17 protein-coding genes are annotated in these 14818 nt (G+C 66.8%); 13 read left to right on the top strand and 4 right to left on the bottom strand.

Annotated elements, in window-relative coordinates:
- Positions 1-4 precede the first annotated feature (4 nt).
- The 7 genes from pgsA to pdxT all read left to right on the top strand — a co-directional run bounded on the left by pgsA (position 5) and on the right by pdxT (position 6230).
- Entirely contained in the window at positions 5-661 is a 657-nt protein-coding gene (gene pgsA, locus CYU59_RS27140; RefSeq protein ID WP_293004376.1) for a phosphatidylinositol phosphate synthase, read from the top strand.
- Positions 662-675: 14 nt separating this feature from the next.
- Positions 676-1644: a phosphatidylinositol mannoside acyltransferase gene (locus CYU59_RS27135; RefSeq protein ID WP_293004437.1), complete on the top strand. Its 969-nt coding sequence runs from the start codon at positions 676-678 to the stop codon at positions 1642-1644.
- A complete protein-coding gene (locus CYU59_RS27130) occupies positions 1644-2768 on the top strand; it encodes a glycosyltransferase family 4 protein (protein WP_293004375.1) in 1125 nt (374 codons plus the stop codon). The genes CYU59_RS27135 and CYU59_RS27130 overlap by 1 nt, the downstream gene beginning before the upstream one ends.
- Positions 2768-3808, top strand: a complete 1041-nt coding sequence (locus CYU59_RS27125; protein ID WP_293004374.1) for an NUDIX domain-containing protein — start codon at positions 2768-2770, stop codon at positions 3806-3808. The genes CYU59_RS27130 and CYU59_RS27125 overlap by 1 nt, the downstream gene beginning before the upstream one ends.
- Positions 3809-3876: 68 nt before the next feature.
- Positions 3877-4782, top strand: a complete 906-nt coding sequence (pdxS, locus tag CYU59_RS27120; RefSeq protein ID WP_293004373.1) for a pyridoxal 5'-phosphate synthase lyase subunit PdxS — start codon at positions 3877-3879, stop codon at positions 4780-4782.
- A gap of 9 nt (positions 4783-4791) precedes the next feature.
- Entirely contained in the window at positions 4792-5637 is an 846-nt protein-coding gene (gene tesB / locus CYU59_RS27115; protein WP_293004372.1) for an acyl-CoA thioesterase II, read from the top strand.
- A complete protein-coding gene (pdxT, locus tag CYU59_RS27110) occupies positions 5634-6230 on the top strand; it encodes a pyridoxal 5'-phosphate synthase glutaminase subunit PdxT (protein WP_293004371.1) in 597 nt (198 codons plus the stop codon). The genes tesB and pdxT overlap by 4 nt, the downstream gene beginning before the upstream one ends.
- Here the strand turns inward: pdxT and CYU59_RS27105 are convergent.
- On the bottom strand, positions 6214-7032 hold the full coding sequence (locus tag CYU59_RS27105) for an oxygenase MpaB family protein (RefSeq protein WP_293004436.1): 819 nt from the start codon (positions 7030-7032) through the stop codon (positions 6214-6216). The two genes, pdxT and CYU59_RS27105, sit on opposite strands and share 17 nt — an antisense overlap.
- Positions 7033-7146: 114 nt before the next feature.
- Between CYU59_RS27105 and CYU59_RS27100 the strand changes: the two genes are divergently transcribed.
- Positions 7147-7758: a class I SAM-dependent methyltransferase gene (locus CYU59_RS27100; RefSeq protein WP_293004370.1), complete on the top strand. Its 612-nt coding sequence runs from the start codon at positions 7147-7149 to the stop codon at positions 7756-7758.
- Here the strand turns inward: CYU59_RS27100 and CYU59_RS27095 are convergent.
- Positions 7745-8947 (bottom strand): FAD-dependent monooxygenase, encoded by a 1203-nt coding sequence (locus tag CYU59_RS27095; RefSeq protein ID WP_293004369.1) that lies wholly within the window; start codon positions 8945-8947, stop codon positions 7745-7747. The two genes, CYU59_RS27100 and CYU59_RS27095, sit on opposite strands and share 14 nt — an antisense overlap.
- 62 nt (positions 8948-9009) lie before the next feature.
- On the opposite strand from CYU59_RS27095, the gene CYU59_RS27090 reads away from it, so the two are divergent.
- Positions 9010-9660, top strand: coding sequence for a sensor domain-containing protein (locus tag CYU59_RS27090; RefSeq protein ID WP_293004368.1), 651 nt, complete (start codon positions 9010-9012; stop codon positions 9658-9660).
- A gap of 25 nt (positions 9661-9685) precedes the next feature.
- On the top strand, positions 9686-10477 hold the full coding sequence (locus CYU59_RS27085) for a sensor domain-containing protein (RefSeq protein WP_293004367.1): 792 nt from the start codon (positions 9686-9688) through the stop codon (positions 10475-10477).
- Between the two features lie 7 nt (positions 10478-10484).
- Here CYU59_RS27085 and CYU59_RS27080 read toward each other — a convergent pair whose 3' ends face one another.
- Together CYU59_RS27080 and CYU59_RS27075 are read right to left on the bottom strand one after the other, a co-directional pair.
- Entirely contained in the window at positions 10485-11117 is a 633-nt protein-coding gene (locus CYU59_RS27080) for a sensor domain-containing protein (RefSeq protein ID WP_293004366.1), read from the bottom strand.
- Positions 11118-11169: 52 nt separating this feature from the next.
- Positions 11170-12282: an FAD-dependent monooxygenase gene (locus tag CYU59_RS27075; RefSeq protein WP_293004365.1), complete on the bottom strand. Its 1113-nt coding sequence runs from the start codon at positions 12280-12282 to the stop codon at positions 11170-11172.
- 68 nt (positions 12283-12350) lie between these two features.
- Between CYU59_RS27075 and CYU59_RS27070 the strand changes: the two genes are divergently transcribed.
- From CYU59_RS27070 to CYU59_RS27060, 3 genes are all read left to right on the top strand, one after another.
- Positions 12351-12965: a TetR/AcrR family transcriptional regulator gene (locus CYU59_RS27070; protein ID WP_293004364.1), complete on the top strand. Its 615-nt coding sequence runs from the start codon at positions 12351-12353 to the stop codon at positions 12963-12965.
- 43 nt (positions 12966-13008) lie between these two features.
- Positions 13009-13764, top strand: coding sequence for a YebC/PmpR family DNA-binding transcriptional regulator (locus CYU59_RS27065; protein ID WP_293004363.1), 756 nt, complete (start codon positions 13009-13011; stop codon positions 13762-13764).
- A gap of 94 nt (positions 13765-13858) precedes the next feature.
- Positions 13859-14806, top strand: a complete 948-nt coding sequence (locus CYU59_RS27060) for a hypothetical protein (protein ID WP_293004435.1) — start codon at positions 13859-13861, stop codon at positions 14804-14806.
- The last annotated feature ends 12 nt before the right edge of the window (positions 14807-14818 follow it).

The raw sequence follows: 14818 nt of genomic DNA, 5'->3' as shown, positions 1-14818 counted from the left end.
GCCGTTGAGTAAGCTGCTGTCCCGCGAGGGAGTCGCGCGAGTCACCACACCGGTGGCACGGGCGTTGCTGCACGCGGGGTTCACCGCAGACGGCGTGACGATCTTCGCCACCGCGGCCGCGGTGCTGGCCGCGTTGACACTGTTTCCGACCGGCCGGCTGTTCGCCGGCACCGTGGTGATCTGGTTCTTCGTGATGTTCGACATGGTCGACGGCGCGATGGCGCGAGAAAGCGGCGGCGGCACACGTTTTGGCGCGGTGCTGGATGCCACCTGCGATCGCATCAGCGACGGCGCGGTGTTCTGTGGGCTGGCCTGGTGGGCGGCGTTCAGCCTGGGCAGTAGGCCGCTGGTCGTGGCGACCCTGATCTGTCTGGTGACCTCGCAGGTCATCTCCTACATCAAGGCCCGTGCCGAGGCCAGTGGTCTGCGCGGCGACGGCGGCCTCATCGAACGACCCGAACGCTTGATCATCGTGCTGGTCGGGGCGGGGCTGTCCGACTTCCCGGTGGTCCCGCTGCCGTGGGCGTTGCCGATCGCCATGTGGCTGCTGGCCGCGGCGAGCATGGTCACCTGCGCCCAGCGGTTGCACACCGTACGGCGCTCGACCGGTGCGGCGACGTCGCTGCCGCCGCCGGGAGAGTCGGGAGAGGCCGAGACGTGATCGTCCCGTCTGGCCTGAAACTTCCTGGCATCAGTGGTGGTTCGCTCAGCAGTCGAATTGCCGACTGGGGGTACGCGGCCGGTTGGCTGACCGTGCGCACCATGCCGGAATTCGCTGCGCGCAACATGTTCGACGCGGGAGCGCTGTACGCGTCCCGTGGCGGGGGCCCGGAACAGCTCCGCAAGAATCTTGCCCGCGTCATCGGCGTCGAGCCGAAAGATGTTCCCCCCAGCCTGATCCGGGCGTCGCTGGCGTCCTACGCCCGCTATTGGCGCGAGGCGTTCCGGTTACCGTCGATGGATCAGCACCAGCTCGGTCAGCGGCTCGCCGAGAACGTCACCGGCCAGGAACATCTGGAGTCGGCGCTGGCCAACGGGCGCGGTGCTGTGGTGGCGTTGCCGCACAGCGGCAACTGGGATCTGGCGGGGGTGTGGCTGACGCAGACCTACGGCCGATTCACCACTGTCGCCGAGCGACTGAAACCCGAGTCGCTGTACCGGCGGTTCGTCGAGTACCGGGAAAGCCTTGGCTTCGAGGTGATTCCGTTGTCGGGCGGGGAGCAGCCACCGTTCCCGCTACTCAGCGAACGGCTGAATGACAACAAATTCGTGTGCCTGATGGCCGAGCGGGATCTCGGTCGTACCGGCGTTCAAGTGAACTTCTTCGGCGAGCCGACGCGGATGCCGGCCGGTCCGGCGAAGCTGGCGATCACCACCGGGGCAGCGCTGCTGCCCGTGCACTCCTGGTACGAGGGCGACGACTGCCACGTCACGTTCTTCCCGCCGCTGGATTGCAGCAGCGGCGATGTCGGTGTCGTCACCCAGGCACTGGCCGACGAGTTTGCCCGCAACATCGCTGCGCATCCCGCCGATTGGCACATGCTCCAGCCACAGTGGCTGGCCGATCTGTCCGACGAGCGCCAGGCTCGATTGGGGGTTTCGCCTGCCGAGGGGGAGCGGCACGGGAAGCACGGGCACAGCTGATGCGGATCGGCATGGTGTGTCCGTATTCGTTCGACGTGCCGGGCGGCGTGCAGTCGCACGTGCTGCAGCTAGCCGAGGTGATGCGCGACCGCGGTCAGGACGTCAGCGTGCTGGCGCCCGCGTCACCGCATGTGTCGCTGCCCGAGTACGTGGTCTCGGCGGGCCGGGCCGTGCCGATTCCCTACAACGGCTCGGTGGCCCGTGTACAGGTCAGCCCGGCCGTGCACGGCAAGGTCCGGCGCTGGCTGACCGAAGGCGAGTTCGACGTGCTGCATGTGCACGAACCCAATGCGCCCAGCGTGTCGATGTGGGCGTTACGGATTGCCGAGGGGCCCATCGTGGCCACTTTCCACACCTCGACCACCAAATCGCTGACACTGTCCGTCGTCCAGGGGCTGCTGCGGCCTATGCAGGAGAAGATCGTCGGCCGCATCGCGGTGTCCGACCTGGCCCGGCGCTGGCAGATGGAGGCCCTGGGATCGGACGCGGTGGAGATACCCAACGGCGTCGACGTGACGGCGATGGCCTCGGCGCCGCTGCTCGACGGGTATCCCCGGCCGGCCAAGACGGTGCTGTTCCTGGGTCGCTACGACGAGCCCCGCAAGGGCATGGCGGTGCTCATCGACGCGCTGCCCACTCTGGTCGAGCGGTTTCCGGGTTTGCAGGTGCTGATCGTCGGTCGTGGCGACGAGGAGGAGCTGCGCGAGAAGGTCGGACGATTGGCCGGCCACCTGCGATTCCTCGGTCTGGTGGACGACGCCGCGAAGGCCTCGGCGATGCGCAGCGCCGACGTCTACTGCGCCCCCCACCTGGGAGGGGAGAGCTTCGGCATCGTGCTGGTCGAGGCGATGGCCGCCGGCACGCCGGTGGTGGCCAGCGATCTGCACGCATTCCGGCAGGTCCTGCGCGATGGGGAAGCGGGTCGCCTGGTCAGCGTCGACGACAGCGCCGCGCTCGCCGACGGCCTGATCGCGGTGCTCGAGGATGAAACGCTGGCCAAGCGCTATGCCGAGGCCGGACGGCAGGCGGTACGCCGGTACGACTGGCCGGTGGTGGCGAATCAGATCATGCGGGTCTACGAGACGGTCGCGGTCAGCGGCGCCAAGGTCCAGGTGGCGAGCTGATGTGGTGGACGGTGGGGTTGGTCGCGGCCCTGGTCGCGCTGCTGGCCGTGGTGGTCGGGTTTGTCGTGTGGGGCGTGCGGGTGGCGAACCGGCTGGACCGCCTGCATGTGCGGTACGACCTGTCCTGGCAGGCGCTCGACGCCGCGCTGGCGCGGCGCGCCGTGGTGGCCCGCGCGGTGGCGGTCAACGCCTTCGGCGGGTATCCCGACGACCGGGCCGGGGAGTTGGTCGCGCGTGCCGATGCGGCCGAGAGCGCCGGGCGACGGGCGCGGGAGAGTTGCGAGAACGAGCTTGCGGCCGCGTTGGCCATGATCGATCCGGCGGCGGTGCCTGCCGGCCTGATCGCCGAGTTGGCCGACGCCGAAGCCAGGGTGATGCTGGCCCGTCGATTTCACAACGACGCGGTGCGCGACACGCTCGCGCTCCGCGAGCGGCGTTTGGTCCAGTTGTTCCGGCTGGCCGGAACCGCCAAGTTGCCAAGCTATTTCGAGATCACGGAGCGCTCGCAAGCGCTCCACCACGCCGACCATCCCGCCGCCGGCCGGCGCACCTCGGCGCGGGTGGTGCTCCTCGACGAGACCGGCGCCGTGCTCCTGCTGTGCGGGTCCGACCCCGCGACCGACGGTCCGGCGGCGCGCTGGTGGTTCACCGTCGGCGGTCAGGTCGGCGACGGCGAATCACTCGCTCAAGCGGCCGCGCGCGAACTCGCCGAGGAGACGGGCCTGCGCGTCGACGCTGCCGCCATGATCGGCCCGATTTGGCGGCGCGACGCCGTGTTCGAGTTCAACGGGGCCGAGATCGACAGCGAGGAATTCTTCTTCGTCTACCGGACCCAGCGCTTCGAGCCGTCGATTACCGGCCGCACCGAACTGGAGAACCGCTACATCCACGACCACCGCTGGTGTGAGCCTGCCGACATCGCCGCACTGACCGATGCCGGCGAGACGGTGTACCCCCTGCAGCTCTCCGAGCTGCTCACCGAGGCAGTGACGCTGGCAGGGGCGCCGGACCGGCCCCGGCAGCTGCAATCGATCCGCTGAGACGCCTGGAAAATAGGATTTGGCATCCACCCCTAGAATTGGGTGTCACCCAGTGAAGGAGATCAGCAGTGGATAGCGCCGCGTCGTCGAACGGGCGGACCGGGACCGCGCGGGTCAAGCGCGGCATGGCCGAGATGCTCAAGGGCGGCGTCATCATGGACGTCGTCACCCCCGAGCAGGCCCGGATCGCCGAGGCCGCCGGCGCCGTCGCGGTGATGGCGCTCGAGCGGGTGCCCGCCGACATCCGCGCCCAGGGCGGGGTGTCCCGGATGAGCGACCCCGACATGATCGAGGGCATCATCTCGGCGGTCACCATCCCGGTCATGGCCAAAGCGCGGATCGGCCATTTCGTCGAGGCGCAGATCCTGCAGAGCCTCGGTGTGGACTACATCGACGAGTCCGAGGTGCTGACCCCGGCCGACTACACCCACCACATCGACAAGTGGAAGTTCACCGCGCCATTCGTCTGCGGCGCGACCAATCTCGGTGAGGCGTTGCGGCGGATCAACGAGGGGGCGGCGATGATCCGCTCCAAAGGCGAGGCGGGCACCGGCGACGTGTCCAACGCGACCACGCACATGCGGGCCATCGGGGGAGAGATCCGCCGGCTCGGCTCGTTGTCTGAGGACGAATTGTTTGTTGCGGCAAAGGAATTGCAGGCGCCCTACGACCTCGTCGTGGAGGTCGCCCGGGCCGGCAAACTGCCGGTGACCCTGTTCACCGCGGGCGGCATCGCCACCCCGGCCGATGCGGCGATGATGATGCAGCTCGGTGCCGAGGGCGTGTTCGTCGGCTCGGGAATCTTCAAGTCCGGGGATCCGGCTCAGCGCGCCGCGGCGATCGTGAAGGCCACCACCTTCTACGACGACCCCGATGTGCTGGCCAAGGTGTCCCGCGGACTGGGCGAGGCGATGGTGGGGATCAACGTCGAGCAGGTGCCGGAGCCGCATCGCCTGGCGCAGCGCGGCTGGTAAAAACAGTCCGTGTCGATCGAAAAGATCCTCGACCTCGAACAACTCGAGGTCGACATCTACCGGGGGAGTGTGTTCAGCCCCGAACAGGGCAACTTCCAGCGCACCTTCGGCGGGCAGGTCGCGGGCCAGTCGCTGGTGTCCGCGGTCCGCACGGTCGACCCGCATTTTCTGGTGCACTCCCTGCACGGCTACTTCATCCGGCCCGGAGATTCTTCGGCGCCAACAGTTTTCGTCGTCGAGCGGTTGCGTGACGGCGGTTCGTTCTGCACCCGTCGGGTCAACGCGATCCAGCATGGAAAGACAATCTTCTCGATGTCGGCGTCGTTTCAGACCGACCAGGACGGCATCCACCATCAGGACGTGATGCCGTCGGCGCCGCCGCCCGACGATCTGCCGGGGCTCAAGTCGATGAAGGTGTTCGACGACGACGGGTTCAAGCAGTTCCAGGAATGGGACATCCGGATCGTCCCACGCGACCAGGTCCATCGACTGCCGGGCAAGGCCGCCCAGCAGCAGGTCTGGTTCAGGCATCGCGATCCGCTGCCGGACGATCCGGTGCTGCACATCTGTGCGCTGGCCTACATGAGCGACCTGACCCTGTTGGGGTCGGCGCAGGTCACCCACCTCGACGAGCGGGAGCACCTGCAGGTGGCCTCGCTGGATCACGCGATGTGGTTCATGCGGGTGTTCCGGGCCGATGAATGGTTGCTCTACGACCAGTCGTCCCCGTCCGCATGCGGCGGCCGGGCGCTGTGCCAGGGCAAGATCTTCAACCAGTACGGCGAAATGGTCGCCGCCGTCATGCAAGAGGGCCTCACGCGCGTTCCGAGCGAGCAGCGGCCGTCCGGCCAGTGAGTGCTCCACGCGTCGGCGTACTGGCGCTGCAGGGCGACGTCCGCGAGCACCTGGCGGCGCTGCGCGATGTCGGTGCTGAGGCGATCGGTGTGCGGCGTCGCGCCGAACTCGAGGCGGTCGACGGGCTGGTGATTCCCGGCGGGGAGTCCACCACGATGAGTCACCTGCTGCGCGAACTCGAATTGCTGGAACCGCTGCGTTCCAGGTTGGCCGACGGGCTGCCCGCCTACGGCGCGTGCGCGGGAATGATATTGCTGGCCAGCGAGATTCGTGACGCCGGAACCGCCGGGCGTGAGGCACTGCCGCTGTCAGCGGTGGACATCACCGTGCGGCGCAATGCCTTTGGGCGTCAGGTCGATTCGTTCGAAGGCGACGTCGCGTTCGACGGGCTCGACGACCCGGTGCACGCGGTCTTCATCCGGGCGCCGTGGGTGGAGCGGGTCGGCGCGGGTGTGCAAGTGCTGGCGCGGGCCGCGGAGCACGCCGTCGCGGTGCGGCAAGGCTCGGTGCTGGCGACGGCGTTTCACCCCGAGGTGACCAACGACCGGCGTATTCACCAGCTGTTCGTCGACATCGTCACCGGCCGGCGCTGACTTCTTCGGGAGCCGGAAGCACCCACCGGAGGCCGCCGACCAGTACGCGGCCGATGCCGCGTACGACGGTGAGCTCGACGGGCGGAAAGTAGGGAAGCAGCAGCGGAACCCGGGCCCACAACGGCAGCATGGACACCGCGGTGGCGGTCAGCACCCCATACGGGGCCCTCGCCGCCAACGACAGCGGCGGCGTCAACAGCAGGAACCGGGCCGCGTCGCGGGCGGCGGCGGTGCTGCGCAGCTCGGGCCGGTAGTCGCGGATCCGTTGCGCCAGAGCGTGTTCCGAGCGCGGCGGGTCGACGACTCCGAGTTTGGCGGCGATCTCGGCCATGTCGGCGACGTAGCCGTCGCGGCCGGCCTGGTCCAGCGGGGCGGCGCCGTAGAGCTGATGCGCCCGCAGAAAGCTGTCGGCTTCGGCGATGTGCACCCACTCCAGCAGGTGCGGATCGGTGGCCGTGTAGGGCCTGCCGTCGGCGGCGACTCCGTGCACCCATTCATGGATTCTGCGGACGCGGTCGACAGCGCTCTGGGCGTCGACGGCTGATCCGAACGTCGTCTCGGCCAGGAAGGTGCTGGTGCGTTGCAGACGACCCCACGGGTCCTCGCGATAGTTGGAGTGCTCGGCGACACCGGCCATGGCCAGCGGATGCAGCGACTGCAACAGCAGAGCGCGTAACCCGCCGACGAACATCGACGCGTCGCCGTGTACTCGCCGGATCGGACGATCGTCGGCAAACCAGCGCGGGCCGGGTGTGTTGTGGATGCGATCGCGCTCCGACGGACCTTCCGGGCCGGCGACCATTTCGAACAAGCTGTTGCCCAATGCGTCCCGTACCGCTCGCAGCGGGCTTTGTGTCGTCACAAATCCACCCTACGCAGCGTTTGAAGTCGGGCGTTGGCGTGGAAGGCTATCCCGATGACCAAGGCCACCGATTTCGACAAACCCGTGCAGACCTGGCGTGACATACCTGGCTGGTTCCAGTGGCGCCATCACCAGGAGGAGGCCGCCGCGCATTTCCCCGATGGCAGTTGGTTCGCCGAGGTGGGCTGCTATCTAGGGCGCAGCATCTGTTCCCTCGGTGAAGTGGTCCGCGAAGCTGGTCTGCACAACACGATCCTCGGCATCGACACCGCGCTCGGCAGCGGACCGGAAGGCGTCGCCGACACCGACGCGCACGGGCACGCCGTCGACCACGGTGGTGGGACCTTCGCCGGGTTGTTACACCGCAACATCGTCAGCTGCGGACTGGCCGACGACATTCAGCTGCTCATCAGCGACTCTGTCGCGGCTGCCGACCTGTTCGCCGACGAGTCGTTCGCCTGGGTGCACATCGACGCCCGGCATGACTACGACAGCGTCATCGCCGACATCGAGGCGTGGGCGCCCAAAGTGAAGCCCGGTGGCTGGCTGTCCGGCGACGATTACGAAGCCGACTGGTGGCCGGGGGTGGTCTCCGCGGTCCACGACGCTCTGCCGGACGCGCGGTCCTGGGAGTCGATGCAATGGCGCTGGATCAAACCGAATTGACAGGGTAGGTCGGCAATGCGATCTTCTCCACGGCGCTGCCGCCGAATACCTTGCCTGCCAAGCTCATAGCAGTGCGTACGGGTGGGCTGGCAACCAATCGGGCGCCGGTGTGCAGGGCGCGGATACCGGCCTCGGTGCGAGGGTTGGCCAGCCGCAGCACCGCGGGACGGACGTGCTGCGCAGCAGCGACGTGGGGGCGCATGAATTGCTCGTATCGGGCCAATCCCACGCGGCAGTCGGCGCTTTGGGACACCTCACCGGCGAGCACGTAGGCCCCGATCAGGGCCAGGCTGCTGCCTCCGCCCCCGACCGGCGACGGACAGAACGCGGCGTCTCCGAGCAGGGCGACCCGGCCCTTGCTCCAGCGCGATGTGCGAACTTGGCCGAGCGCATCGAAATACATTGGTGCGTCGTCGAGTTGCGCCAGAATCCGCGCTGCGGCGCCGCCTGCATCGGCGAAAGTGCGTCGCAGGATTGCGATCTGGTCGTCACGGCCGAGATCTTCCAGGCCTTTGACATCCGACATGAACGACAACATGGCGCGGGTGGTGCCCAGGTTGTCCGGCCGCAGGTGAATCGCGCGCGACCCGGGAGCTTGCTGCCAGTTCCACCAGCGGTCGTCGGTGTCGTCGCGATCGATCGTCAAATAGGCGACGTACATTCCCAAATCGGTTACCTGCAAAGGCATGACGAGGTCGCGGGTGCGTGACCGCAAACCTTCGGCCACCACGACCAGATCCGCTTCGATCGACGAGCCGTCCTGAAGTGTCGCGGTGATGTGGTCGCTGTCGTCGACCAGGCTCTGGATCTGGGTGTCGAATCGATAGTCGGTGTCGTGGCGGGTGTGCTCGATCAGGATTCGCGAGAGCTCTCCACGCAGAATTTCCAGTTCGGCCGTCGGGCCGTCCGTCCCGGGCTCACCCATCGGGAACGACACGGCCGCCGAACCGTCGGCTCGGACAAATCGCATGCCCACTTCGGTGGTGTTGGCGGCCCGGATGTCCTCGTCGATGCCCATCCGCCGGACCACGTCTCGGGCCGCGCCCCGAACGTCGATGTTGTGGCCCTCGTCGCGGCGCTCGGGGAAGCGCTCGACGACCGTGGTCTGCCATCCGCGTTGAGTCAGTTGGTGGGCGAGTGCGGGGCCGGCGATGCCGGCCCCCGAGATCAGCGCACGAGGTCGGCTCACCCGCGCTGTATATCACCGATTGGTGTGACTGAAACCCTCGGACGTTGACTAGGCTTCTCGGCGTGCGGTATTCACCCGGCATCGCCGTGATGTTCGCGACGATCTGCATCTTCGCTGCTCCGTCCGCGACGGCCGGACCAACAGTTCCGCAGGGCAGGATCGACTCGCTGTTGCTCTCCGACGACGATGTCAGCTCGATTGTCGGGTTGCCGATGCGTCGGTTCGGAAATGTCTATCCATCGCCCGCAGCATCCTCGGCCCTCCCCGATCGGGACGATTGCCGGTCGTTCGTGCAGTCGGATGTCACCCTGTGGACGGGGGAATTCACCGCGTTTCGGCAGGTTAATCACCGGGACAATCCTGGCAGTCCTCAATTCGCGACCACTCAGGTCGTCGCGGCCTATCCCAACCCGCTGGTAGCGGCCGGCACGTTCCGGCGCGCCTTCGCACCGGCGATGGTCGGCCGCTGCGGTGCGGTGACGCTGAACGACTCGGCCGGTGCGTCTTGGCGTCTCGACGGAATCACCATCACCGGGGATCACGCGAGCTGGAAGATCTCGAACTTGGTCAACGGCCAGGACACCACGTGGCGCTGCGCAAACGACGCTCGGCAGAAGGGCAACGTGATGTTCCAAGAGGTGGAATGCCAGTTCGGAAATGGCGGCCCGCTGGTGGCACAGATGACCAACACAGTCGCGGACCGGTTCCCGTGATGACCCCTCGACCAGGAGGCTCTCGATGAAGAACGTCCCTGCCGCCGTCGGAGCGGCCGCCGGCGTGGCGATGTTGGTGCTCGGCTGCTCGCATCCCGCATCCGCTCCCGAAGCGCCGGCCGTGCACGTCCCGGTGCCGACCGATACAGCGCAGGGTCAGACCTCCGACGCGCTGGCACCCAGCGGTCCGCCGTCCACCAGCCCGGCCGTCAAACCCGTTCCACCACCGCTGGTTACGCCCGATCGGCTGCGGACACTGGTGGTACCGCCTGACGTGTCGGGGCCGATCGTCGGGTCACCGTTGGGGTTCGAGAAGCTGTTCAACCAGCCTGCCCCGGCCATCGACCTGGGCGCCCGGTCGTCGTGCGCGGTGCTGTTCGGCCCCACCGTGCGTGAGTACGGCAAGGACTGGACCGCCTATAAAGGTGCGCAGCAGAAGAACGCGGAGGACAACGCCGACCACGTCGTCGGACAGGGCGCCGGTTCGTACCCGGACGCCGACACCGCTCGGCGAGCATTCGTCGCGGCGTTCCCGCTGTCACTCAGCGAGTGCAACACGGTCGCGGTGAACAATCCACGCGACAACAATCCTCAAACCACTTGGCGCTTCGATGTTTCCAGCGTCGATGCTGCCAGTGCACGGTGGCGCCGTGCGCAACTCAACGGGGGACAGCCGACCGATTGGAGCTGCGCCTACGAAGCGCGGCTGAAAAGCAATGTGGTGGTGTACGTCTCGGTGTGCGAGCGTGGCGACGGCGGTGCGGCGGCCGCCGGTCAGCTCGCCGACCGGATGTTGATCTGGTTTCCCGACACCTGATCCTGCGTCAGCCGACCCGGTTGAGAATGTGATCGGTGAGGCGCTTGACCGATTGCGACGGGTTGCCCTGTTGGCCGATGTTCGATATCGAGATCACATTGTTCAGGTGGAATGCGACATAAACGTAGTTGTAGCCGGTGTACTGGCCGTATTGCTTGGCTGCCAGCGTCCAGATCATCACGTCGTTGTTGGTTTTGAAGTCGTAAACCTCGAATGAAATGCCTTCGTCCATAGGCGGTCCGTGCAGGTCCGCGTGGTTGCAACCATTGAACAGATTCGCGTTGTAAATCGAGTCGAAGCGATCTCGTGCGGCGCCGGTGCTGGCGAACAATCCGACTGATTGGCTTACGAACGTCCCGTTCGGATCGGGTGGATACGTCCAGTTCTGGCTGCGGAAAGCGGTGTAGTCCTGTCCCCACACATCGACAGTGTTGGTGTAGAAGAGCCCCCTGCACTCGTCGCGGTGGTTCAGATGGTCCGGCAGTCGCGGCGCCACGGGGAGCGGGTCGTCCACGTGACGCATTGGAAGGCCGACGAACTGGCTGACTTCGTCATCGGACGGAATCACTGAAACGATCCGGCCCGGCGGAATGGTTGCGCCGGCCGGCGGCGACAGCGTCCACAGTGCGGCGACCGCCACGGCGCACGCTGCGGCCGGCCGCGTGATCAGGAGGTGCTTCTGCACCTGACGATCATAACGAGCCCACGGCGCTGCGTAAGCGCTGATTTCGGGCGTCGATGTCCGACTGCGAGGCGGGGACCAGCACGTCACCACCGGGTCCCGCGGTCGACTGCGCGTAAGTGACGTACGGAAGCTGTTCGCGCTCATAGTGATTGAACGCGGCTGTGACGTCGTCGCGGTGCTCGCTCAGCGCCTCGGCGAGCAGCCACGCGCCGGTCATAGCCAAGCTGGTGCCGCGGCCCGACAGCGGTGACGCGCAATACGCCGAGTCGCCAACCAGTGCGACGCGGCCACGGTGCCAGCTCGGCATGTGGATCTGACTGACCGAGTCGAAATAGAGCTCCGGGTCGCCGGACGCGGCGTCGAGGGCCTCGGGAATCTCCCATTCGTTGTGGCCCTCGAACGCATCACGCAGGATCTGCTTCTGCGCGGCGAGGTCGTGATAATCGTAGTCGACCCAGGGTGAGCGAAACATGAAGACTGCCAACGCCTTATCGCGATACGTGGCTATACCTGCCAGGTGGCCGGGAAAGTTGTACATCGGAGTGCGGCGATCAGGCTGGGAGTAGCCGGGCAATTCGGCCAGCGCGACGTAGAAGCCGAGGTGGCGCAGGAACTGGCTCTCGGGTCCGAACGTGAGACGTCGCGTCACCGAGTGCATCCCGTCGGCGCCCACCACGATGTCGTAGCGCTGCCGCTCACCCGAGGCGAAGCGCACGTCGACGCCGTTACCGTCGTCCTGCAGCTCGGCGATCGAGGTGTTGAAGTGCAACCGGGTCTCGGGGCCGAGCGCACTGCGCAGCACGTGGGCGAGATCCTCGCGGGGGATCTCGACGTCGTCCGCGCGATCGTTGAATTCGGAATCGGGCATCTCGGCCAGCAATTCGCCGTTTCGGTCGACGAACTGGATCCGCTCGCTCATGTCCACCCGCCGGGCGCGGATCGCGTCGAGCACGCCCATCTTCGCGGCCACATCAATCGAGTCGCCGCGGATGTCGATCGGCGATCCGTTGACCCGCAGGTGATTTGCCCGCTCGACGATCGTGACGTCGTGGCCGTGGGCGCCGAGGGTGATGCCGGCGCTGAGGCCCGCCATGCCCGCACCGGACACCAGAATCCGCACGTCAGCTCCTCACTCGTAAGATACGATATGTCTCTTACGGACGGTAGCGTGTCGGAATAGGAAACGCAATGTCTCTTAATGGCGAGACGCCACAGCGCCGACGCGGTGAGGCGCTGGAGACGGCACTGCTCGCCGCGGCGTGGGCGGAGCTGGTCGAGCGCGGGTACGACGAACTCACCATCGACGCGGTGGCGTCGCGCGCCGAGACCAGCCGGGCCGTGCTGTATCGCCGCTGGCCTGGCAAGCCGCAATTGGTGCTGGCGGCGTTGGTGCATCAGGCGAAAGTCGACCCGGTGGCCATTCCCGATACCGGCAGCCTGCGCGGTGATGTGATTGCGTTGCTGCGGCAAGCCAACAAGGTGCGGCCCCGACTGGTGACCCAGCTGCTGACTCGACTCGGTGGCTTTTACACCGACGCCGACACCAACCTCGCCGAGCTGAGCGCACACGTCCAAGGTGGACGCGACGGCGTCCTCGACCAGTTGATCGCCCGTGCCGTCGCGCGCGGCGAAGTCCGGCCTGGGCAGGTCAGCGGACGCGTCGCCCGCCTGCCCGTCGACCTGTTCCGCCACGAACTGCTGATGACGCTGCAGCCGGTGTCCGACGGAGCGATCGAGGAGATCGTCGACGACATTTTCTTGCCGCTGGTCAGGCTGGGCGTCGGCGATCAAACGCCCACGTAGACTCGTCAGGCGGAAGAGTGAACGACAGAAGAGGTAGTAGCTGATGAGCGGCCATTCCAAGTGGGCCACCACCAAGCACCAGAAGGCCGTCAAAGACGCGCGCCGCGGCAAGGAATTCGCCCGGTTGATCAAGAACATCGAGGTGGCCGCGCGGACCGGCGGCGGCGACCCGGCCGGCAACCCGACGCTGTATGACGCGATTCAAAAAGCCAAGAAGACGTCGGTGCCCAACGACAACATCGAGCGGGCCCGCAAGCGCGGAGCGGGCGAAGAGGCCGGCGGCGCCGATTGGCAGACCATCATGTACGAGGGCTACGGCCCCAACGGCGTCGCGGTGCTCATCGAGTGCCTGACCGACAACCGCAACCGTGCCGCGGGTGAGGTGCGGGTGGCGATGACCCGCAACGGCGGAAGTATGGCCGACCCGGGGTCGGTGTCCTACCTGTTCTCCCGCAAGGGTGTGGTGACGCTGGAGAAGAACAGTCTGAGTGAGGATGACGTGCTGGCAGCCGTCCTGGACGCGGGTGCCGAAGACGTCAGCGATCTCGGCGACAGCTTCGAAGTCGTCAGCGAGCCAACCGATCTGGTGGCGGTCCGGAGCGCGCTCCAGGAGGCCGGCATCGACTACGACTCCGCTGAGGCCAGCTTCCAGCCGTCGGTCAGCGTTCCGGTGGACGCCGACGGCGCGCGCAAGGTGTTCAAATTGGTTGACGCGCTGGAGGACAGCGACGACGTGCAGAACGTCTGGACCAACGTGGATCTGTCTGACGAGGTGCTGGCCGCGCTCGACGCGGAGTAGCCGGCGTGCGGCGTGCGTCGTGCGTCGAGATCGACGCTACCGAGACGCCCACTCGCACTTTTCCGCGCTGGCGTCGATCTGGGCGAAGGTGTGGATGGGCGTCGATGTCCACTTGGGATGTCGCGCACCATGTCCATCCGTGGGAGAAGTCTTCCGGGGTAGCGAAGCGCTTCGTGACGGTGCACTGACTGAGCATCAGTTACGCCGCTGGTATCGCCCGATCTTTCGCGACGTCTACGTGCCGCGATGGGGTGAGCCTTCGCTGGAAGATCGCATTGTCGGTGCTTGGCTCTGGTCACGCCGGCGGGCAGTCATTGCGGGTGTCGCCGCTGCAGCGTTGCACGGCGCCGAATGGGTCGACGTGGACACCCGGATCGAGCTGATCGACAAGAGTTCGAGGGCGCAGCGGGGACTGCTGGTCCGCGACGAAACGCTCGGCGCGGACGAGGTCACCGTCGTGCGCGGGCTGGCTACGACGACGGTGTGCCGCACCGCCTTCGACCTGGGTCGCCACCTGCGCCGCCACGACGCGGTCGCACGAATCGACGCGCTGATGCGCGCGTCACCCTTTGCGATAGATGACGTCAATGTGCTTGCGGCGCAACACAAAGGTGCGCGGCATGTTCGACGACTGAGGGCGGCGTTGGCGTCGGTGGACGGAGGTGCCATGTCGCCGAAGGAGACGTGGTTGCGTCTGCTGCTGCTCGACGCCGGTTTGCCGCAACCTGTTTCGCAGCTTCCGCTGATACGCGGCCGCGACGTGGTCGCGGTGTTCGACCTGGGTTGGCGCGAGTACAAGGTCGCCGCCGAGTACGACGGGGACTATCACCGCAGCGATCGCCGACGGTTTGTCAGAGACATCGACAAGCTCGGTATCGCCGACGAGCAGGGGTGGATCGTCATCAGGGTGGTGTCCGAGCACCGCCCTGCTTCGATCGTCAGCCGGGTCTACCAGGCGCTCATTCGTCGTGGCTGGCACCCAAATCGACGCCAGCGTGCAGCGCTCTCGCAGTATCTCGCGCTGGCGTCGATCTCGGCGTGAAGTGACGAGGCG

It is taken from the genome of Mycobacterium sp. (genome assembly GCF_002863225.1).
Classification (GTDB): Bacteria; Actinomycetota; Actinomycetes; order Mycobacteriales; family Mycobacteriaceae; genus Mycobacterium.
The sequence above is the reverse complement of the archived record's forward strand: the minus strand, read 5'-3'. Positions and strand labels throughout refer to the sequence as shown.